Raw genomic sequence first — 21922 nt, 5'->3', positions numbered from 1 at the left:
GGGCGGTGCAACGCCGCCCTTTGACTTCTGGAGATTCTTATGTCAGGTACTCCTTTTATTACCCTTAAACATGTCGCAAAGCATTTTGGTTCAGTGAAAGCTCTAGATGGCATTGATCTTACCTTTAATCAAGGTGAAGTACATTGTTTAGCGGGCAAAAATGGCTGTGGTAAAAGTACGTTATTTAAAGTGATCTCCGGTGTTCATGCACCAGAGAAAGGAGCAGAAATTATCCTTGGAGGTAAAAGCTATGCAAAGCTTACCCCACAACAGTCGATTGAATACGGTATCCAAGTGATTTATCAGGATTTGTCATTATTTCCCAACTTAACCGTTGCAGAGAATATCGCTATTCAAGATCACATTGAGTGGTCGAAAGGGTTGGTGCAAAAAAAACGAATTCGAGACATTGCACTTACCGCGATGGCAAAAGTCGGTGTAAAGTTGGCGTTAGACAAAAGGGTTGAACAGCTCTCTATTGCTGAATGTCAGCTTGTGGCAATTTGTCGTGCTATGGCATCGGATGCCAAATTAATGATCATGGATGAACCTACCGCATCGTTAACTCGCACGGAAGTTAACCATCTGATTAATGTGGTTGCCGATCTCAAATCTAAAGGCGTCACGGTCGTCTTTGTGAGCCATAAATTGGATGAAGTGATGGAAATTTCTGATCGAATTACCGTTATTCGTGATGGAAAAACGATTGGAACGTATCAAGCCTGTGATGTTGACAGTGACAAGTTGGCCTTTTTAATGACGGGGCAGCGCTTTGAATTTACTCCGCTGGCACCTTACCACGAGCAAGGTGAGATCAAACTGGAAGTCAAAGGCCTGACGAAAAAAGGGCAATTTAGTGACATTTCTTTCTCTGTTCGCGCGGGTGAAGTGGTTTCTATTACGGGATTACTGGGTGCTGGCCGAACGGAGTTATGTATGGCGTTATTTGGTATGACAAAACCAGATGGTGGTCAGATATTGATCACCGGACAGCCGGTTTTCTTCGAATCCAACCGAGAGGCGATTGCTCATGGTATTGGGTATGTATCAGAAGACCGAATGTCGACTGGGCTGGTTATGGATCAAACCATTCAAGACAACATTACGGCCGCGGTGTTGGATCGATTGCAAAAACCGTCGGGTTTTCTCGACCACATCAAAGCGAATAAGCTGGTGGAGCTTTTGATTTCATCACTCTCAATTAAAGTGGCTGACCCTCAATTACCAGTGACCAGCCTTTCTGGTGGTAATGCACAGCGCATTTCTATTGCAAAGTGGATAGCGGCAGAACCTGAGGTGCTGATCCTTGACTCTCCGACCGTTGGCGTTGATGTCGCCAATAAAGAGGCGATTTATGCCATCGCCAAAGATCTTGCCGCAAAAGGAATGGCCATCATCATGGTCAGTGATGAGATCCCTGAAGTGTTTTATAACAGTCACCGTGTGATTGTAATGAAAGAAGGACGTTTTACTCATGACTTCTACCCCGCTTACACCACCGAACAAGAGATTATGGAGGCCGTCAATGGTTAATTCATTTCGCTGGTCTCTCACGTCGTTAACGAAACATCATGAATTTTATCTGTCGATGATGATTGTTCTCATTGTGGGAGCACTAACAGCGACCTCTGAAGATTTTCTAACCTTAGGTAACTTATTTGATATGTCCGTCAGCTCAGCCATTCTTGGTATCATGGCTTGTGGGTTATTTGTTGTTTTGATCGCTGGGGGAATTGATATCTCTTTTCCTGCCACAGCGGCGATAGCGCAGTATGTGATGGCGACTTACCTTTTAACGCTCGGTGGCAATTTTATGCTTGCTTTTGCCATTGCTACCATGGTGGGGATTTTACTGGGAATGATCAATGCGATCCTTGTTTACAAGTTAAAAGTGCCCGCCATCATTATTACCATCTCCACCTTAAATGTTTTCTTTGGTTTGCTGATTTATGTCAGCAATGGTGAGTGGTTATACGGTTTTCCCGACTGGTTTATGGATGGTATCGAGTTATTCACGTTCACAGGTAGTGATGGCTATGACTATGGTTTGTCACTTCCGATCTTGACGCTCATTGTGATGGTTCTCGCCACTTCTTTTTTAATGACGAAAACTCGCCTAGGACGACAAATTTATGCGGTTGGTGGCAATGCTGATGCGGCGAGCCGGATTGGTATTAACCTTTTTGGCATTCATTTATTTGTCTATGGGTATATGGGGGCACTGGCGGGCATCGCTTCAGTCGTGCAAACCCAAATCACCCAGTCGGTTGCACCAAATTCACTGATGGGGTTTGAGTTGACCGTGCTCGCTGCTGTCGTGCTGGGGGGAACCAGTATGACAGGAGGAAAGGGAACATTAATGGGAGTGATCCTTGGGGTTATCTTACTGGCAATTGTAAAAAATGGATTAACGATTCTAGGGGTTCCTTCTTATTGGCATACCGTTGTAACCGGTTTAATCATTGTATGCAGCATTAGCATAACGGCGATCAACGAGAAAAAACAAGCGATGCAGGGGGCATAATGGAAGTCATTCTCAATAAACTACAACTACCGACGGATAAAAATATTCGCTATTTGTTGGTGATATTAGTGGGTATTTTACTGTCCATGGGATTTTTGGCCGGTCCCTCTTTCTTTTCGTTTAATAACCTACAGTCGATGTCTTCTCAAATGCCATTATTGGGTTTGCTCGCGCTGGCAATGGCAGTCTGTATGTTAACCGGAGGCATTAATTTATCCATTATTGCCACGACCAATGCCTGCGGTTTGGTCATGGCGAGCATCATTACTCAAGCACCAGACAGTGCGGCGATGCTGGTGATTGCCTTGGCTGGAGGCGTGGCAACAGCAGTCATGATTGGGCTGTTTAACGGGGCGTTAATTGCCTATGTTGGTGTTTCTCCCATTTTGGCAACACTAGGAATGATGACATTGATCAATGGGCTAAATGTTCTTATTTCAGGAGGAAGCGTGATCTCTGGGTTCCCGAATACATTGTTGGTGCTGGGAAATGGGGTATTTTTCGGTATTCCCATGCCTCTTATTTTGTTTGCTGTCTTTGCGATCGGGCTTTGGGGTCTACTCGAGCATACCCGCTTAGGACGAACTATTTATTTAATGGGGTCGAATGAAAAAGCCACCCGTTTTTCAGGGATTAACACGAAAAAGGCCACCTTAGCGGTTTATGTCCTCTCATCCATATTATGTTGGGTGGCAGCATTGGTCATGATGGCAAAATTCAATTCTGCTAAAGCCGGATATGGCGAATCTTATTTACTGATTGCCATTTTAGCGTCGGTGTTAGGCGGTATTAACCCTGATGGCGGTTTTGGGAGAATTATTGGTATTGCGCTTGCCTTGATAGTGCTTCAAACATTAGAAAGCGGCCTTAACTTGCTGGGAGTGAGCAGCTATCTCACCATGGCTTTATGGGGCGGTATCCTGATTTTATTTATTTTCTTACAAAAGAATAAGGCTTAACGGTGAAATCTATGAGTATTTATTTTATCGGCGTTGATGTAGGCAGTGGTAGCGCACGAGCTGGGGTATTTGATGCCAATGGACATAAAGTAGGTGAAGCGAAACGCGATACGCTTATGTTTAAGCCACAAGCCGATTTTGTTGAACAATCGTCGGAAGATATTTGGCAGTCGGTGTGCCTAGCGGTGAAAGATGCGGTATCTCAGGCCAATATCGACCCGATTCAAGTCAAAGGGATAGGGTTTGATGCGACCTGTTCTCTGGTGGTATTGGACCCACATGGTCAACCTTTAACCGTGAGCCCAACGGGGCGTAGTGAACAGAACATTATCATGTGGATGGATCACCGAGCCATCGTTCAAGCCGATCGCATTAATAAAACGGAACATCCCGTGCTGGCTTATGTGGGGAATCGAATTTCACCTGAGATGCAAACCCCAAAGTTACTCTGGCTAAAGCAAAACATGCCGAATACGTGGTCAAAAGCGGGGTATTTTTTTGATTTACCGGATTTTTTAACTTGGAAAGCTACCTTTGATGATAGTCGTTCATTGTGTTCAACCGTCTGTAAGTGGACCTATCTGGGCCATGAAGGTCGATGGGATAAAAGCTTTTTCAAAGAAGTGGGTCTTGATGATTTACTCGACAGTAATGCGAAAGTGATTGGCGAACGTATTTTGCCAATGGGGCAACCAGTAGGAAATGGGTTAACCGCTCATGCGGCTTCAGATCTCGGTTTAGTGGTTGGAACGGCCGTTGCGACCTCCATCATTGATGCCCATGCGGGGGGAATTGGTGTTTTAGGTGCGGCAGGAATGACGGGAGATAAAGCGGATTTTAATAGGCGGTTAGCCTTAATTGGTGGCACTTCCTCTTGTCACATGGCCGTTTCAAAAACCGCTCGATTTATTGATGGGGTATGGGGAGCTTACTACAGCGCCATGATCCCGGGGTACTGGTTAAATGAAGGCGGTCAGTCTGCAACCGGAGCCTTAATTGATCATGTGATGACTTCCCATCCACTGTATGACAGTGTCAAGATACAAGCGGGTAAAGTAGGAAAAACGGTCTACCAGTTGTTAAATGATCGTTTGCTGAGTTTAGCGGGCAGCAAAGACAACATTGCCTTTCTGACCAAAGACATTCACGTACTGCCATATTTTCATGGCAATCGTTCACCGCGAGCTAATGCGCATCTCACGGGGACGGTTACTGGATTAAAAATGTCCCAAACCATGGATGATATGGCATTACTGTATTTGGCAACTATTCAGGGAATCGCTTTGGGAACTCGCCATATTATCGAAGTCATGAACCGCTCAGGCTACGAAATTGATACCATCATGGCTTGTGGGGGAGGCACCAAGAACAGTATTTTTCTGCAAGAACATGCGAACGCGACAGGATGTATTTTCTTGTTACCAGAAGAGAGTGAAGCTGTCATTCTTGGCTCCGCAATGTTAGGAGCCGTGGCCGCCGGGTTTTATAGTGACATTCCAGATGCCATGAATGCGATGAGTCGTATCAGTAAAAGTGTGACGCCACAGACCGAAAAAATTAAGCATTTCTATGACATGAAATACACTATTTTCCACAAAATGTATGAGGATGACATGGAATATAAACGGCTAATGACAGATTTCTAATCCATTCGCACTAGAAGCGTGAAGTGTCACCAATGAACGAAAGCCACAAAGAGAAGCGCGATCATATTGTGGCTTTTTTGTTCGAGATCGTTCGGAAATGCGCGCGGTTTTTAGTTGATATGAAATATTTATTTCATATCATTCCCTATTTTGTGAGGAGAGTAATAAAAAGCCTTTATATATCAATAATGTTTCTATTTTATTGATCAATGTTCTTCAATTCCTCTCATATTATCCTTAATGAATACAGCCTCAAGGTTCATGGTGAGCAAAAATGTTGCGATACTCTCAATTCTCAAAAACAAAATAAAAATTTCATTTTAAATTATTGCGGAATTATTTTTTCGTTGCTATGGTGTGTTTGTCATTAACAAGAACTCATTGTTTCCATCCCGCTCATTAATGAAGTGAGAAAGCCGACACTCGTTATGCGGTAAAGCTTCAATGAAAAGATCATAAAAACATCCTGTAGAAGGAGAGTACCCTATGTATAACATTGCTTTGTTTGGCGCTGGTAGAATTGGACAAGTTCACGCCGTCAATATCGCTGAACATAAAGAAACCAACCTCTACTCTGTCATTGACCCTTATGGTGATGGTGCATCAAAACTGGCCGATAAATATGGCGCTAACATTCAAACCACAGAACAAGCTCTGGCCGATCCCAATGTCCATGGGGTGCTGATTGCCTCTGCGACGGATACCCATGCAGAGCTGATTGAACTGGCTGCACGAGCTGGGAAAGCTATTTTTTGTGAGAAACCTGTCCATTTAGATATTGAACGAGTCCGTGAATGTTTAGCCATTGTCAAAGAGTATCAGGTTCCTCTCTTTGTCGGATTTAACCGCCGTTATGATCCACAGTTTCGAAAAGTGCGTGAACAACTGAGTGCGGGTGTCATTGGTAAAGCGGAGTCACTGCTGATCACTTCCCGCGATCCATCGCCACCTCCTGCTCAATATGTCAAAGTTTCTGGTGGCATGTTCCGAGATATGACGATTCATGACTTTGATATGGCTCGTTTTATCATGGGAGAAGATCCTGTCTCTATTTATGCACAAGGCAGTAATCTTGTCGATCCTGAAATTGGTCAAGCGGGGGATATTGATACCGCATTCATCGTGATGAAATTCCCATCAGGGGCGATGGCGACGATTACCAATAGCCGTCGCTCTGGTTACGGTTACGATCAACGTATTGAACTGCATGGCGAAAAAGGTTTACTGCGCGCTAATAATATCCATGAAGATGTGGTGGAAGTTTGGGGCGAACAAGGCTGTGTGGCCGCAAAACCTGAACACTTCTTCTTACAGCGTTATGAAAAAGCGTATCGCGCAGAATGGCAGCACTTTGTGGATGTGTTATCTGGCCGAGCGAAGCCTGAATGTAGTGGTTATGATGGTGAGCAAGCATTATTGCTCGCGGATAAAGCGTTGGAATCACTGCACTCAGGACGTGAAATTACACTGTAAATTGTCATTAGCCTTCGCTAATCAGGTTGGCTAATTTATCGCCCAGCATGGAGATATAAAGGTGCTGGGCGTAATAAAAGCTTTTGGAGGAACCATGCTCGCTTTTATTTCATTTATCGGTTTTACGCTGTTCGTTGCGGGATTTGCCTACTATAAAACTCACAACGCACACCTTACTGATTCAACAGAAGGATATTTTCTCGGCGGTCGGTCGTTAACTGGGGTTTATATTGGCGGATCCATGTTGCTGATGAACCTCTCCACAGAACACCTCGTCGGACTCAATGGCTTATCTTTTCGTACTGGTTTTATCGTTATGGCATGGGAAGTGATGGCAGCCATGACCATCGTTCTTTTTGCGATTTTCTTTCTACCGCGTTATCTAAAACTGGGTATTTCGACCATTCCTGAATACTTAGAAAAGCGGTTTGATAAACAAACGCTGACCATTACGTCGATTCTATTCTTAGCCATGTATGTCATTTCACTCCTACCTATTGTGCTTTATACCGGTGCGATCGCTTTGGAAAGTTTGTTCCAAGTATCCAATGTATTTAGTGTCGATAAAGATACCGCTTTATGGCTAATGGTTTGGGGTGTGGGTACGATAGGGGCCATTTATGCTGTTTTTGGTGGCATTAAAGCGATTGCAGTGGCCGATACTATCAATGGTGTTGGGTTAATTACTGGCGGCTTGATGGTCACGTTGTTCGCTCTGGCTTATGTGGGCAATGGTGATATTTGGGGCGGCTTAGTGGAAGTCTATCAAGCTCACCCAGAAAAATTTAACTCGATTGGTTCTGAAGATTCGATGGTACCATTTTCGACCTTATTTACTGGGTTGATCGTCTCCAATATGTTCTTCTGGTGTACCAATCAGTCCATTGTACAAAAAGCCTTGGGGGCGAAGAACCTAGCAGAAGGACAAAAAGGAGTACTGCTTTGTGCTTTCTTTAAGCTGATGATTCCAAGTATCATTATTTTACCCGGTATTATTGCCTTCCATGTTTTCAGTGGGCAGATGGATAACCCTGACCATGCTTATCCTAGCCTTGTACAATTGGTTCTACCGGAAATGTTGGTCGGTTTCTTCGCTGCAGTGGTCGTGGGCGCGGTATTCTCTACCTTTAGTGGCGGGTTAAACTCTTCGGTGACCCTATTTACCGTCAATATTTTCCAAAAATCGCTTAAACCTGATGCAACGGAAGCACAAACGGTGTCACTTGGAAAATGGCTAGGGCTAAGCTTAGCGTTAATCTCTATGATTGTGGCCCCCTTAGTTGCCAACGCACCAGATGGCCTGTTCTATCTTATCCAGCAGTTACAAGGTTTGTTTAACTCGCCGATTCTAAGTGTGGTACTGGTTGGGTTATTGACCAAACATGTTCCCGCCATTGCCGCTAAACTTGGGCTACTTTTTGGTGTGTCAGCCTATATTCTGTTTAACTTTGTGTTCCAAGTAGACATCCACTTCTTCCACCTTGTTGGGTTATTATTTGTTGCCAACGTTGTCTTTATGTTGACGGTTGGGTATTTCTATCCTCAGGAAGATCATGAAGATGTTTATACCGAACAAGTAGATATTACGCCTTGGTCTATGACACCTGCGGTGGCGGTATTGATTACGCTAGCTTCAGTCTCTATGTATGTTTTTTTAGCGCATAATGTGCCAACTTGGATCATGACTGGATACTATTTATTGGCTATGGGTTCACTGGGGTATGTCTTCTGGATCATTTTCCGTGAGTTAATGCGTAGTCCACGAGCCAAAATGATCAAAGCTCAGAAAGACGCTCAATAGTGACAAGTTTTTACCTTGCCGCTTACTAGAGTGAAATACGTATACCGCTCAATCTTTTCGCAAAAGGATTGAGCGATTTTCATTGATAGAAATAGGCTCTGCGATGGAACGTTCACTTTTACCTAATATTGTTAGTTATCTCTCTTCGGTTGATCCCTTTGAGCGATTAGGAACACAAGAGCAAGAAGCCCTAGCGGCGGCAGTGGATATTCTCTATTTAAAGCAAGGCAAACCGCTTGCTGGAGAGCATATTGTCGGGCAGGGATTGTACCTTGTGCGAACAGGCGCGGTAGAGCAATGCCACGCGGATGGAACCTTGCGGGCTCGACTCGCAGATGGTGATCTGTTCGGTTTTAGCCAGTTGTATCGTACGGGTGAGTGTGATTACCAGCTAGTGGCGTTAGAAAATACGTTACTGTATCGCATTCCGAAAAGGGTTCTGTTACAGCTCATGCAAGATAACCCCGCGGTTAGAAATCACTTCTCTTCCAAAGAATCGGTGCGTTTGGCTCATTCCAGTGTGAAATGGGCCGGTGAGGAAATGCTCTATTTAAAACGTGTCAAAGAGGTGATGAATCGTAGTGTGGCAAAAGTCCATACCGATACTCTGGTACAAGAAGCGGCACAAATTATGGTCAATAGTCACCGTTCCAGTGCGTTAGTGATGGATAATGATCAATTAGTCGGTGTGGTCACTGACAGAGATATGACCAAAAGAGTCATTGCGGCAGGGTTAACGTTAAATACGCCCATCAGTCAAATTATGACTCAACATCCTCAAACCATTCAGTCTGATGCTTTGTTGCTTGAAGCGATGGAAATGATGATGTTACACAATGTACGAAGCTTGCCAGTGTTGGAAGGGGAGCAGGTTGTCGGGGTATTAACCGCCACCAGTTTGACAGAAAAAAGCCATGTTCATGCGGTGTTTCTGATCAGCCGAATTTACCGGCAGGAGTCTTTGATTGAGCTAGTGAGTCTGGTTCCTCAACGACAAGCTGTATTTGATGCATTACTCTCTGCCAGTGTTGCCCCCACCATTATCCAGCAGATGATGACCTTGATCGCCGATGCCTTTAATAAACGGCTACTGCAATTGGCTGAGCGTGAATTTGGCCCACCTCCGATGGAATATGCTTGGTTTGCCGCCGGATCTCAGGCTCGCCAAGAGATGCATTTAAATTCCGATCAAGATAACGGCATCATATTGGCCAGAGAAGCCAACCATGATGAGCAAGCTTATTTTCACAAATTAGCACAGTTTGTTTGCCATGGGCTTGATGCCTGTGGTTATCCATTTTGCCCAGGAGAAATGATGGCGAATCAGGCTCGCTGGTGTGTCTCTTTAGAGCAATGGCAAAAAAACTTCAGGCAATGGGTGGTATTGCCTGAACCTCAGTCATTGCTCGATATCAGCGTATTTCTGGACATGCGTTTTTTATACGGAGCAAAACCTTTGGTTGAGGCACTTAACCAAACCTTGCTGACTTGTGTCCGAGGAAACCAGCGCTTTCTTTCTATTATGGTGGCAAACTCTTTGCGTGTTAGTCCGCCACTAGGCCTGTTTCGTCAATTTGTGTTAACCAAAGATGGGGATAATCGCCAAGTGCTTAATATTAAACAGCAAGCGGTGAATTTACTTATTGAGTTAGCGCGAATTTATGCCTTAAATGCAGGGTGTTTTGCACCGGAAACGCACAAAAGATTAGCGTGTGCGGCAAAACTTGGGGTGATCAGCCATGGCAGCAAGCAAGAGCTACAAGAAGCGTTGAACTTTATCAATCAAGTTCGCTTTCACCATCAAGGTGAACAAGTACAACACGGGCAACCCCTGAATAATCAGGTAGCGCCGGGTGAGTTGACGGCATTTGAACGTAGCCATCTTAAAGATGCATTTCGAATTATTGCTCGTTATCAAGAGGCGGCGAAACAACGGTATCATGCAGGAGGGCGCTTACGGTGATAAAGCATTGGTTTCGTCGTCAACACCCGCTCAGCAATAGTGATAAGTTACGATGTCATGCTTTGGCGCGATCTCGAATTCCGTCTCATGGCCTGCCACTTTTTAAGAAACCGTACCCTGATCCTAATACCCCGTTATCGCAGTTAAAGTGTGTGGTGTTAGACTTTGAAACCTCAGGGCTCAATCCAAGGCAAGATGAAATTTTATCGGTAGGGATGATCAACATTCATTACCCGGTGATGTCTCTTGCCACGGCTCAGCATTATTATGTTGAGTCTGAGCACTGTATTGAGGCAGAAACAGCGGTCGTTAACCATATCGTACCGGAAACATTGCTCGGAGGCATTTCACGTCATGAGCTGATTGAATGTTTGGTCGAAAGTTTAAGCGGGAAAGTGGTGATTGCTCATGGTGCTGAAATTGAGAAGCAGTTTTTACGTCAGTTGCTATCGCTAGAAGATTCACTCCCTTTACCCCTGATCTTTTTAGATACGATGCGATTAGAACGCTCGCTTATTAAGTATCGAGGGATAATGTATCCTGATTTACGATTGGCTCATATTCGAGAACAGAAAGGGTTGCCTCCTTATCTCGCGCATAATGCTTTTGCCGATGTAGTGGCTACTGGCGAGTTGTTTCTGGCGTTGGTCGAGGAAATTTGTGAAGATCAAACACCGTGTTTGGGACCTTTGGTATTGCGTTCATTATGATGAATGCATATTGCTGTCAGCTCTCTTGAAAAATGAACGCTACAAAATCGTGTTTGGTCTAAATTTTTTACTTTATTCGTATAAAAACAGAAAAAAAATTTCATTGTTGTTTTATTTTGAATAAGATTGTCTAAAAGAGATGATGGAGTGTTGGAATGTTATCGGCAACAACCTTAAGTGAATTAGAAGATCAAATCCGTACTCGTTATGGTGAACTCAGCAAAAGATTGCAACAAGTGGCTGCTTATGTTTTAGATAATAAAAACAGTGTCGCTTTTGAAACGGTTTCCGCCATTGCTGAGCAAGCGAATGTTCCACCGTCAACCTTGATCCGCTTTGCCAATGCGTTTGGTTACAGTGGCTTTAATGAAATGAAACAACTATTTCGCAGTAATTTATTAGAAGAGACGTCCAGTTATACGGATCGTGTTCGGTTATTGAAAGAAATGGAAGGGGATACCACGCCACCAGAACGCCCGATGGATATTCTACAAGAGTTTGCACGAGCAAATAGCAATGCTATGCATCAGTTAGCGGCGCAAACCCCGGTTGAATATTTGGATAGCGCGGTTGAGATTCTCGCTCAGGCAAAGAATATCTATGTGGTGGGTTTAGGTCGTTCATTTTCTGTTTCATCGTATCTTGTTTATGCATTGCGCCACTTAAACAAGCGTGCTTTCCTCATTGATGGATTGGGGGGCATGTTTAAAGAGCAGATGAGTACCATTGAAGAAAATGATGTATTGATTGTGATTAGCTTCTCACCCTATGCAAAAGAAACGACTGCAATCAGTGAATCATTAGTCGGTTCTGCGATTCAGCAAATTATCATTACCGATAGTCAAATTAGCCCATTAGCCTCATCGAGTGATGTCTGTTTTGTGGTGAAAGAAGCAAAGGTGGATGCATTTCGCTCTCAAGCCGCTTCCTTGTGTTTAGCTCAAACTCTTGCTGTATCGCTCGCTTTTCATGATTCTGCAAACAAAGAGTAAGTAGCGGATTTATCCTTAGCATAAAAAACGTCAGCAATCAGTGCTGACGTTTTTATATAACAATCAAAATACCCAACTAAGCATGTTTGGCCTTATAAACCGGACCATTGACCCATTCATGGTCTGGCTCCCAAGTGAAGCACCATTTTCTTGAAGGGCCAGCCATGACATTTAAGTAATAGTTATCGTAACCGGCAATGGTCGCTACAGGGTGATAACCTTTTGGTGCTTTGACCACATCTTTATCATAAACCGCCATCGATTCATCTAAAGATCGATCATCGGTATAAACACGCTGCAAGCAGAAACCTTGGCTAGGGTTAAGGCGATGGTAGTAAGTTTCTTCTAAATACGTTTCATGAGGTTCGTTAGATTGATCGTGCTTATGGCTTGGATAGGAACTAGTGCAACCTTCATCAGTAAAGACTTCCACGACCAATAAGCTATCTGCGGGTACATCATCAGGTAATATGTTATGTACATAGCGTCGGTTATTACCTTGGCCTCGTGCTTCAGCTTGGATATCTTTTGGTGTAATTAACCGAGTGGCATAGGTTCCTTTACCCGGTGCTTTACAGACGGCCAATTCTAGTGGCGTTAATGCTTCAACCTCACAACCTTCCTGAGCGGAAACATAAACAGCGTATGGTTTTTTTCGTTCAAAAGGGTTCATCCGCTCGCCGATGTTTTCAAAAATCGCTGTTTCTGTTCTTATGCTTGCTTTGCCCGCGACCAGAACTAAGCAAAGTTCATTACTTGATGCAGGTAGAACCAGTTTTTGCCCTGTTTTCAATTCATAAACTTCAAATCCGACATATTCCCAGCCTACATTCTCAGGGGTTATTTTTTGCGTACACCCTATTTTATCTGGCGCTTTATACTTTGATAATAGTGTAGACATGCGATGTTCCTCAGTGGTTAGCAAGCCCATTTCCCCAGCGTATTCACGTTATCTAGGTGTGGTTTGTTCTTCATGACTTGCTTCTGGTTGAAATGAGTTTAAGTTTTCAATTATTCATGTTATGAAATAAATGTTTCAATTTCAAGGTGAGTTCATGAGAAAAACTCGGCGACATTAAGAAATTTACGTTTAATTTTGACAATTGTACTCCGATCACAAAAGTCAAATTTATTCCAAATATAAATTGAAATGAAATTTATATTTCATATAGTGATTTCAAGAAATAACAGGATTGCGGTAAGTCACGAGAACAGTGATGGAACAGTATCAATGCTTCTCTTAGCGAATTTTGGAGATGATCGGGTGATGAAGACAATAAGAATGACAACAGCGCAGGCGCTGGTCAAATTTATGAACCAACAATACGTTGAGTTTGATGGTCAGCAGCATAAGTTTATTCATGGTGTACTAACGATTTTTGGTCATGGCAATGTAGTAGGGCTTGGGCAAGCGTTAGAACAAGATTCAGGAGATTTGATTGTTCACCAAGGGTGTAATGAACAAGGAATGGCGCATATTGCAATGGGGTTTGCTAAACAGCATAAACGCAAGAAAATTTATGCCGTGACTTCATCCGTTGGCCCCGGTGCTGCCAATATGATCACCGCGGCAGCAACGGCAACCGCAAACCGAATTCCTGTACTCTTCTTACCGGGTGACATTTTTGCTTGTCGGCAACCAGATCCGGTGCTTCAACAAGTTGAGCAATATTATGATGCTTCAATCAGCACCAATGATTGCTTTAAACCCGTTTCTCGTTATTGGGATCGTATCAATCGCCCTGAGCAATTGATGTCTGCGATGATTCATGCCATGCGCGTTTTGACCGACCCTGCTGATACAGGAGCCGTCACCATCTGTTTACCCCAAGATGTACAAGGGGAAGCGTATGATTTCCCAGAATATTTCTTTAAAAAAAGAGTACATCGTATTGATCGCCGACCTGCGACTGACGCCATGATCGATGAGGCGGTTCGCTTAATCATGACGAAGAAAAAACCACTACTTATCTGTGGCGGTGGGGTTCGATATTCAGAAGCTCACGAAGCATTTCGTCAATTTGCCGAAACCTTCCATATTCCTTTTGGTGAAACACAGGCAGGAAAAAGCGCCATTGTGTGTGATCATGCCCTTAATTTAGGAGGCATTGGTACCACGGGCGGTTTGGCTGCTAACCTCATTGCGAAAGAAGCCGACTTGGTGATTGGAGTAGGTACCCGATTTACCGATTTTACCACGGCTTCTAAATCATTATTTCAACATCCAGACGTCGATTTTTTAACCATCAATGTGTCGGAATTTGATGCCTGTAAGCTTGATGCTACTGCGGTGGTCGCGGATGCAAAATCAGCCCTTGGGGCGATGGCAAGCCACTTAATTCAGGCTGGCTACACCAGTGGTTATCACAATGAGATCAAGCAAGCGAAATCACTGTGGCGAGAAGAAGTCGCGCGTTTGTTTGCTACACAAATAGGGCAAGAATACCAACCGGAGGTGGAAGGGCATTTTGATGATGAATTGCGTGAGTATCGAGACGCTCTCAATACTGAGTTAACGCAAACCCGTGTTTTAGGTTTGTTGGATCAACACTTAGAAGATGATGCGATTGTGGTCGGGGCCGCAGGTTCGTTACCGGGTGATTTACAACGGCTATGGCAACCGAAAGTACCTGATACCTACCATATGGAGTATGGTTTCTCCTGTATGGGATATGAAATTGGGGCTGCCGTGGGGGCGAAGATCGCTTGTCCTGATCAACCCGTTTATACCTTATTAGGTGATGGCTCTTACATGATGCTGCATTCTGAATTACAAACCTCTATTCAAGAAGGGGTGAAGATCAACGTAATTTTGTTTGATAATGCCGCTTTTGGGTGTATCAATAATTTACAAATGAGCCAAGGGATGGGGAGTTTTGGAACGGAAAACCGCTTTCGAGATCCGAAAACAAACACGTTGACCGGGCCACTAGTTCCGGTGGATTTTGCTATGAACGCCGAAAGTTATGGATGTCGAGCCTATCGAGTTTACAACGAAGAGCAACTGATCAGTGCGCTTGAAGAGGCAAAAAAACAGACGGTATCGACCCTGATTGATATCAAAGTGTTACCCAAAACCATGACCCATGGTTATGAAGCTTGGTGGCGCTGTGGTACTGCTCAAGTGGCCGATAAACCAGAGATTGAGCAAGCCGCGAATGACATTAAGCAAGTATTAACGACAGCCCGTCAGTATTAAACGGATAATACGAAACCACCCCCCGATTTCCCACCACGAAATGTGGTGGGCTTTTTCACTTCCATTTTTCTGTTTTGACTCCCGTCTAAATTTAAATCTTTCTATCCCATTGTTTTATTAGTTCTTTTTTCTCTTGAAGTATTTATTCTATTTTTTAATATTTATAAATAAAAATTCCATCACGATCACATAATGAAATATTACGGTAATTTTTTATTGAAAATGAAATAAATATTCCGTATAAATGGTGTTGTGAAATGATTGTGCAATAGAGTGTAACACGGCAAGAACGGTCTATCCCCTTAAGGGAAAAGAGGACTTGTTTAGCACAGAGGTACTTAAGGAGCGAACGGTGAGTACAGAAAAGAATTTAGATGTGATTTGCATGGGACGAATTGCGGTTGATCTCTATGGACAGCAAATCGGTGCCCGCTTAGAAGATATGAGCTCTTTTAGTAAATATTTGGGTGGCTCATCGGGTAACGTGGCTTATGGTACCGCAGTACAAGGGCTAAAATCCTCCATGCTGGCACGTGTTGGTGATGAACATATGGGCCGCTTTTTACGTGAAGAGTTACAACGAGTTGGCTGTGACACCAGCCATTTACTGACAGATAAAGATCGGCTAACCGGGCTTGTGATCCTCGGTATTAAAGATGAAGAAACCTTCCCACTGATTTTCTATCGTGAAAACTGTGCTGATATGGCGATCAGCAAGGAAGATTTCAGTGAAGAGTACATTGCCTCTGCACGTTGTTTGGCAATCACCGGAACGCATCTTTCTCACCCTAAAACACGAGAAGCGGTGTTGACGGCATTGAAATATGCTCGTCGCAATGGTGTTAAAACTGCCTTAGATATTGATTACCGACCGGTGTTATGGGGGCTCACCTCTTTAGGCGATGGTGAAACTCGTTTTATTGAATCAGAAAAAGTTACCGATCAACTGCAAGAGGTATTAGGTCTTTTTGACGTGATAGTCGGGACTGAAGAAGAGTTTCATATCTGCGGCGGTTCAACTGATACCATTCAAGCGTTAAAAGCCGTTCGTGAAGTTTCTCAGGCTGAGTTGGTGTGTAAACGAGGGGCGTTAGGTTGCTCCGTATTTACGGATGTTATTCCCGAAACTCTTGATCAAGGAATCACCGTTTATGGCGTTCGAGTGGATGTGTTGAACGTATTAGGAGCAGGCGATGCCTTTATGTCGGGCTTATTGCGTGGCTACTTAAATGGTGAAGGTTGGGAAAAAGCGTGTGCTTATGCCAATGCTTGTGGCGCGTTAGTGGTTTCTCGCCATGGTTGCGCTCCGGCAATGCCAACGAAAGCCGAGCTGGACAATTACTTACTACGGGCTCAGCAAGTGAAGCGTCCTGATCTCGATAGTGAGCTTAATCATCTCCATCGTGTCACCACGCGAAAATCTCCAACACGAGATGAGCTCTGCGTGATGGCGTTTGATCACCGAATTCAATTTGTTGATATGGCGCGGCAAGTTGGGGCAGACATCGCTCGTATTAAGCCACTGAAGAAACTGATTCTACAAGCCAGCCGAGAAGTCGCCGTCGAAGCTGGGCTGGAAAAAGGACAAGCCGGGTTATTGTGTGATAGCTCCTTTGGTCAAGATGTATTAAATGCCATTACTGGACAGGGGTGGTGGATTGCACGTCCTATTGAATTACCGGGATCACGCCCGCTGGAACTGGAGCATGGTAACATTGGCTCACAACTCGTCAGTTGGCCGCTTGAGCATATCGTGAAATGTCTGGTGTTCTTTAACCCAGAAGATGATCACACGATGCGTTTACAACAAGAACATCAAATTCAAGAAGTGTATCAAGCCTGTTGCCAATCTGGGCATGAGCTGTTACTCGAAGTGATTTTACCCGCAGGCATCGAAAAAGAAGATGCCCTCTATCTACGAGCGATGAAACGCTTTTATAACCTAGGCATAAAGCCAGATTGGTGGAAGCTTCCTCCATTAGATAAAGCGAGCTGGCAGGCGATCTCGACGTTGATTGAAGAACGAGACGCTTACTGTCGAGGAGTCGTTATTTTGGGCTTAGATGCCCCGCAAGCAGAATTACAGCATGGTTTTTCACAAACAGCAGGACAAAACATCGTGAAAGGGTTTGCTGTTGGTCGCACGTTATTTGGAGAGCCCTCACGTGCGTGGTTAGCCGGTCAAATGGATGACCAAACACTGATTTATACCGTGAAAGAAAATTATCACAACTTAATCACACTATGGCGTCAACGCGGCGAAAAATAGTGCAATAAAGGAGACTTTTGATGAGTGTTCAACTAGGTATTAACCCACTCACGTGGACCAATGACGATATGCCAACACTGGGAGCCGAAACATCGCTAGAAACCTGTTTAAGCGAAGGAAAACAAGCGGGGTTTGCAGGCTTTGAGCTGGGGAATAAATTTCCACGTCAGGCGAGTGTGTTAGGTCCAATTCTCGCTAGCCATGATCTGAAACTGGTCTCTGGTTGGTATTCCATGGAACTCTTGACTCGTAGTGTGGAAGAGGAAATTGAAGCGGTACAAGAACACCTGACCTTATTGCGTGAACTTGGCGCAACAGTGATGGTCGCCTGTGAAGTGACGAACTGTATTCATGGAGCAAAAGAGACACCCGTTCACTTACGCCCACTGTTTCCCGCTGATCGTTGGGAAGAGTATGGCCGTAAGCTAACAGAGTTTGCTCAATACACACAAAGTCAAGGTGTCCAGATCGCTTACCACCATCATATGGGAACGGTGATTGAAACCGCGCAAGATATTGATAATTTGATGAAGCACACAGGCCCTGAAGTTGGCTTACTATTAGACACTGGGCATTTGACGTTTGCTGGTGAAGATCCGGTAAAAGTCGCGCAGTGCTGGGCTGAGCGAATTAACCATGTGCATTGCAAAGACATTCGAAAAGACGTACTTGCCGATGTGAAAAATCGCAAATTAAGCTTCTTGGATTCTGTTCTAGAAGGCGTTTACACCGTACCGGGTGATGGTTGTATTGATTACCCCTCGGTATTTCATGTGTTGAAAGAGGTCAATTATACGGGCTGGCTTGTGGTTGAAGCTGAGCAAGATCCTGCGATTGCTCACCCGTTGACTTATGCCACATTGGGCTATAACAACTTATCTAAATTTGCCAAAGAAGCTGGGCTTTTATAGCGCCAATTCTTTGAGTAAATCGCTAACCTCTTATTCCTGATAGCGCCTTTTTAGGCGCTTTTTTTATCCCACCATTCTAGCCAACAAAAGCCAGAATGGTCAGCAGTATTCCTTGGTTTTATGTGTGTTAAATGAAATTAAGATTTCATTTAAATTCGGTAAATTGGGTGATTTCGGCCAAAATTTAGAAAACATCTCGCACAGAATGAAATGAAGCAACCCTTTTTCATTGAAAGTGGAATGTTTATTCTGTATAAAGGGTAGCATTGTTAGAACGGTTCAAGCAGTACGGAATACGTAGTGACAGCAAAATAATAATGATGTTCCAGTCAAGACAGCCGAAGGAGAATACGATGAAAACGGTGCTGAATTTTATTAATGGTCAACACAAAGCAAGCCAGAGTGAACGATTTTCTGCAATCTATAACCCTGCAACAGGTGAGCAAACCCGACAGGTCCAATTAAGCCAAAAGGAAGAAGTGGAAGAGGCGATCAAAGCGGCGGAAAAAGCGTTTGCCTCATGGGCGAAAACCAGCCCATTAAAACGTGCGCGAGTTATGTTTCAGTTTAAAGCGTTACTGGAGCAGAATATGGATAGATTGGCTCGAGTCATCTCCAATGAGCATGGTAAAGTTTATTCTGATGCGGTGGGGGAAGTGACTCGAGGGCTTGAAGTGGTTGAGTTCGCCTGTGGTATTCCTCATCTGCAAAAAGGAGAACACTCTGCCAACGTGGGGACGCATGTTGATAGCCATTCTTTAATGCAGCCACTCGGTGTTTGCGCTGGCATCACCCCGTTTAACTTCCCAGCGATGGTGCCAATGTGGATGTTTCCCATTGCTTTGGCAACGGGTAATACCTTTATTTTAAAGCCGTCAGAGAAAGATCCGAGTACAGCGTTAATTCTGGCGGAGCTGCTCACCGAAGCGGGCTTACCTGATGGGGTGTTTAATGTTGTGAATGGGGACAAAGAAGCGGTCGATGTACTGCTTACTGATCCGAGAATTCAAGCGGTCAGCTTTGTTGGTTCTACCCCGATTGCGGAATATATCTACAGTACCGCTTCTGCTCATGGTAAGCGTTGCCAAGCATTAGGGGGCGCTAAAAATCACTGCATTTTGATGCCAGATGCCGATATTGATATGGCAACCAATGCGATTATAGGCGCAGCTTTTGGGGCTGCTGGAGAGCGTTGTATGGCGCTTTCTGTCGCCGTGGTTGTTGGTGATGAAACGGCTGATCAACTCATTGAGCGGCTACAACAGAAAATCGCCACCATGCGAGTGGGCCCAGGGATGGTCGATGGCACTGAAAATGATATGGGGCCAGTTATCTCAGCGCAGCATAAACAAAAAATATGTGACTATATTCAATCGGGACAGGATCAGGGAGCGACCTTAATTACCGATGGCCGAGATTGTTCCGTTGAGGGGTATGAAGCCGGCTATTTTGTTGGTCCAACGTTAATTGATCATGTTTCACCCGAGATGACCGTGTATCAAGAAGAAATTTTTGGCCCAGTGTTGTGTGTGGTACGGGTTGAGAATTATCAAACCGCGTTAGCATTGATTAATCGCCATGAATACGGCAATGGTTCAGCCATCTTTACCCGCGATGGTGAAACGGCTCGTCAATTTAGTGAAGAGGTCCATACTGGCATGGTTGGTATCAATGTCCCGATTCCAGTCCCTATGGCGTTCCACAGTTTTGGTGGTTGGAAGCGCTCAATATTTGGGCCGCTCAATGTCCATGGTCAAGATGGGGTGCGTTTTTATACCCGCATGAAAACCGTCACCAGCCGTTGGCCTACAAGTGTTCGGTTAGAGCAACATGCCAGCTCTTTCTCGATGCCCACAATGGATTGATCGATTTTTCTCTATACAAAAAAGCGCCTCCTGCTATGCCGGAGGCGCTTTTTTACTCTATGGATCTATAGAAAGGGTAAACGGTTTTTTGACTATTTGTCTTGTTGAACCGTTACACTTTAAATTTATTTAAATCCTCACGTATGTGTTGGCAAATTTCATCTAACTGTTCACTTAACACGCGTACACCTGCAATATTATTCGTGACTGAAGTGGTGCTATCATTAATGATGTTGATTTTTTCACTGATATCATTGGCGACGGTATTTTGTTCTTCGGTCGCCGTCGCTATTTGGGTGTTCATATCATTAATATCGTTTATGTGTTTAATAATGTTGTTGAGTGCGAGTGTGGTTTGTTCGGACTCAGAGACCGTTTGGCTTAAGGTAAGACTTGTCGCATTCATTTGAGTATTGGCATTTTCTGAACTGGTTTGAAGATCGTGAATGATATGTTCGATTTCCTCTGTAGAGTGGTGGGTTCGCAACGCAAGAGCTCGAACTTCATCCGCAACGACCGCAAATCCACGGCCTTGTTCTCCAGCTCGGGCGGCTTCAATAGCGGCATTGAGCGCCAGTAAATTGGTTTGATCTGCTACTCCTTTAATCACTTCTAATACGGTGCTGATGTAATCACTTTTTTCTTTCAGTTCAGAGACGGTCTCAGAGGTAGAATTAATCTCATCGCCAAGTTTATGAATAGCCAGTACGGTCTGTTTCACGACCTCATTTCCTTGCTCAGCAAGAACATTACAACTTCTTGTTTTATCCGCTGTATTATTCGCATTATGGGAAACTTCGTGTGAGGCTGAAGCCATTTCATTCAGCGCCGTGGCAACTTGTTCGATCTCTCTTAATTGTTGCTGAGTCTCATGGCTATTTTGTTCACTGTTAGCACGGATTTTTTCAGCACATAAAGCAAGTTCGTTCGTGGAAGAGATGATACGAGTTACCAAAGCATGAAGGTTTGAAATAAACGTATTGAATTCACTCGCTAATTGGCCAACCTCATCGTGATGACGAATCGTTAGCCTGCGGGTTAAATCACCTTCACCTTGGGCGATTTTTGACAGTGCTGCTGTGACTTGGTTAAGTGGTGTTATCACTAATTTTGATAATACGCCCCAATTAATGAGTTGTAGGGAGAATAATAACAAAACCGCAATGAGCATGAACATTTTCTTTATGGTATTTAAAATCGCATTATTGGCATCAAGACGATAATCAATCACTAACGATCCTATTTTTTGCCCATTTTCCCATAATATGTTTAAGGTAAAGGATTTTAAATCAGAAGAGGATGGTATCGGCCGATCAGATTTCGCTTCTCCAATGATATTATTACGATGATCAAATGCCTTGATTTGATAGAGGTAGGGATAATTAACAAAAGATTTTGTAATATTATCAATTAAATGGTTATCATATGAAAAGATAGGTTCTTTTAAAACGACCGATAATGTTTTATTCGTGTCATTAATATCTTGTTCCAACTGATTGGTTAAGTATTCTCTTGCAAAAAAATAGCTACCAGAGAAAACGGCAGCCATAACCACTAATGAAATAATGATCAAAAGCAGCATGGATTTATATTTAATAGAGTTCATAATG

15 protein-coding genes are annotated in these 21922 nt (G+C 43.9%); 13 read left to right on the top strand and 2 right to left on the bottom strand.

Annotated elements, in window-relative coordinates:
• Positions 1-39 precede the first annotated feature (39 nt).
• From VIB_RS12160 to VIB_RS12120, 9 genes are all read left to right on the top strand, one after another.
• Positions 40-1533, top strand: a complete 1494-nt coding sequence (locus VIB_RS12160) for a sugar ABC transporter ATP-binding protein (protein WP_004396397.1) — start codon at positions 40-42, stop codon at positions 1531-1533.
• Positions 1526-2524, top strand: coding sequence for an ABC transporter permease (locus VIB_RS12155; RefSeq protein ID WP_004396396.1), 999 nt, complete (start codon positions 1526-1528; stop codon positions 2522-2524). Before VIB_RS12160 ends, VIB_RS12155 begins: the two co-directional genes overlap by 8 nt.
• Positions 2524-3483, top strand: a complete 960-nt coding sequence (locus tag VIB_RS12150; protein WP_004396395.1) for an ABC transporter permease — start codon at positions 2524-2526, stop codon at positions 3481-3483. Before VIB_RS12155 ends, VIB_RS12150 begins: the two co-directional genes overlap by 1 nt.
• Before the next feature lie 11 nt (positions 3484-3494).
• Positions 3495-5129 (top strand): FGGY-family carbohydrate kinase, encoded by a 1635-nt coding sequence (locus VIB_RS12145; RefSeq protein WP_040905023.1) that lies wholly within the window; start codon positions 3495-3497, stop codon positions 5127-5129.
• Positions 5130-5615: 486 nt separating this feature from the next.
• The gene (gene iolG, locus VIB_RS12140; protein WP_004396393.1) at positions 5616-6602 is read left to right on the top strand and encodes an inositol 2-dehydrogenase; all 987 of its coding nucleotides are present in this window, start codon (positions 5616-5618) and stop codon (positions 6600-6602) included.
• Positions 6603-6696: 94 nt separating this feature from the next.
• Complete coding sequence (locus VIB_RS12135) at positions 6697-8403, top strand: solute:sodium symporter family transporter (protein WP_040905021.1); 1707 nt, start codon at positions 6697-6699, stop codon at positions 8401-8403.
• 103 nt (positions 8404-8506) lie between these two features.
• The gene (locus tag VIB_RS12130) at positions 8507-10366 is read left to right on the top strand and encodes a DUF294 nucleotidyltransferase-like domain-containing protein (RefSeq protein ID WP_004396391.1); all 1860 of its coding nucleotides are present in this window, start codon (positions 8507-8509) and stop codon (positions 10364-10366) included.
• Entirely contained in the window at positions 10363-11076 is a 714-nt protein-coding gene (locus tag VIB_RS12125; RefSeq protein WP_004396390.1) for a 3'-5' exonuclease, read from the top strand. The genes VIB_RS12130 and VIB_RS12125 overlap by 4 nt, the downstream gene beginning before the upstream one ends.
• Positions 11077-11231: 155 nt before the next feature.
• Positions 11232-12068 (top strand): MurR/RpiR family transcriptional regulator, encoded by an 837-nt coding sequence (locus VIB_RS12120; protein WP_004396389.1) that lies wholly within the window; start codon positions 11232-11234, stop codon positions 12066-12068.
• 76 nt (positions 12069-12144) lie between these two features.
• Here VIB_RS12120 and iolB read toward each other — a convergent pair whose 3' ends face one another.
• Positions 12145-12969 carry a 5-deoxy-glucuronate isomerase gene (iolB, locus tag VIB_RS12115; RefSeq protein WP_004396388.1) on the bottom strand — a complete coding sequence of 275 codons (825 nt, stop codon included), beginning with the start codon at positions 12967-12969 and terminating at the stop codon, positions 12145-12147.
• A gap of 249 nt (positions 12970-13218) precedes the next feature.
• On the opposite strand from iolB, the gene iolD reads away from it, so the two are divergent.
• The 4 genes from iolD (at position 13219) to VIB_RS12095 (ending at position 20312) form a co-directional block, all read left to right on the top strand.
• Positions 13219-15267 (top strand): 3D-(3,5/4)-trihydroxycyclohexane-1,2-dione acylhydrolase (decyclizing), encoded by a 2049-nt coding sequence (gene iolD / locus VIB_RS12110; RefSeq protein ID WP_040905015.1) that lies wholly within the window; start codon positions 13219-13221, stop codon positions 15265-15267.
• Between the two features lie 352 nt (positions 15268-15619).
• Positions 15620-17536, top strand: coding sequence for a bifunctional 5-dehydro-2-deoxygluconokinase/5-dehydro-2-deoxyphosphogluconate aldolase (locus VIB_RS12105; protein ID WP_004396385.1), 1917 nt, complete (start codon positions 15620-15622; stop codon positions 17534-17536).
• A 20-nt stretch (positions 17537-17556) separates the two neighbouring features.
• Positions 17557-18447: a myo-inosose-2 dehydratase gene (iolE, locus tag VIB_RS12100; RefSeq protein ID WP_004396382.1), complete on the top strand. Its 891-nt coding sequence runs from the start codon at positions 17557-17559 to the stop codon at positions 18445-18447.
• A gap of 353 nt (positions 18448-18800) precedes the next feature.
• Positions 18801-20312 (top strand): CoA-acylating methylmalonate-semialdehyde dehydrogenase, encoded by a 1512-nt coding sequence (locus VIB_RS12095; protein WP_004396381.1) that lies wholly within the window; start codon positions 18801-18803, stop codon positions 20310-20312.
• A 112-nt stretch (positions 20313-20424) separates the two neighbouring features.
• On the opposite strand, the gene VIB_RS12090 is transcribed toward VIB_RS12095, so the two are convergent.
• On the bottom strand, positions 20425-21918 hold the full coding sequence (locus VIB_RS12090; protein WP_004396378.1) for a methyl-accepting chemotaxis protein: 1494 nt from the start codon (positions 21916-21918) through the stop codon (positions 20425-20427).
• Positions 21919-21922 lie beyond the last annotated feature (4 nt).

Origin of the sequence: Vibrio metschnikovii CIP 69.14, from assembly GCF_000176155.1 — a bacterium.
In the GTDB taxonomy this organism is placed as follows: Bacteria; Pseudomonadota; Gammaproteobacteria; order Enterobacterales; family Vibrionaceae; genus Vibrio; species Vibrio metschnikovii.
This window is presented reverse-complemented; position numbering and strand designations above follow the sequence as displayed.

Coding starts and splice junctions, on each gene's coding strand:
- iolB (WP_004396388.1), bottom strand. CDS start 12,969: ATGTCTACACTATTATCAAAGTATAAAGCGCCAGATAAAATAGGGTGT.
- VIB_RS12130 (WP_004396391.1), top strand. CDS start 8,507: ATGGAACGTTCACTTTTACCTAATATTGTTAGTTATCTCTCTTCGGTT.
- VIB_RS12135 (WP_040905021.1), top strand. CDS start 6,697: ATGCTCGCTTTTATTTCATTTATCGGTTTTACGCTGTTCGTTGCGGGA.
- iolD (WP_040905015.1), top strand. CDS start 13,219: ATGAAATTTATATTTCATATAGTGATTTCAAGAAATAACAGGATTGCG.
- VIB_RS12160 (WP_004396397.1), top strand. CDS start 40: ATGTCAGGTACTCCTTTTATTACCCTTAAACATGTCGCAAAGCATTTT.
- iolG (WP_004396393.1), top strand. CDS start 5,616: ATGTATAACATTGCTTTGTTTGGCGCTGGTAGAATTGGACAAGTTCAC.
- VIB_RS12150 (WP_004396395.1), top strand. CDS start 2,524: ATGGAAGTCATTCTCAATAAACTACAACTACCGACGGATAAAAATATT.
- VIB_RS12090 (WP_004396378.1), bottom strand. CDS start 21,918: ATGAACTCTATTAAATATAAATCCATGCTGCTTTTGATCATTATTTCA.
- iolE (WP_004396382.1), top strand. CDS start 17,557: ATGAGTGTTCAACTAGGTATTAACCCACTCACGTGGACCAATGACGAT.
- VIB_RS12145 (WP_040905023.1), top strand. CDS start 3,495: ATGAGTATTTATTTTATCGGCGTTGATGTAGGCAGTGGTAGCGCACGA.
- VIB_RS12095 (WP_004396381.1), top strand. CDS start 18,801: ATGAAAACGGTGCTGAATTTTATTAATGGTCAACACAAAGCAAGCCAG.
- VIB_RS12120 (WP_004396389.1), top strand. CDS start 11,232: ATGTTATCGGCAACAACCTTAAGTGAATTAGAAGATCAAATCCGTACT.
- VIB_RS12155 (WP_004396396.1), top strand. CDS start 1,526: ATGGTTAATTCATTTCGCTGGTCTCTCACGTCGTTAACGAAACATCAT.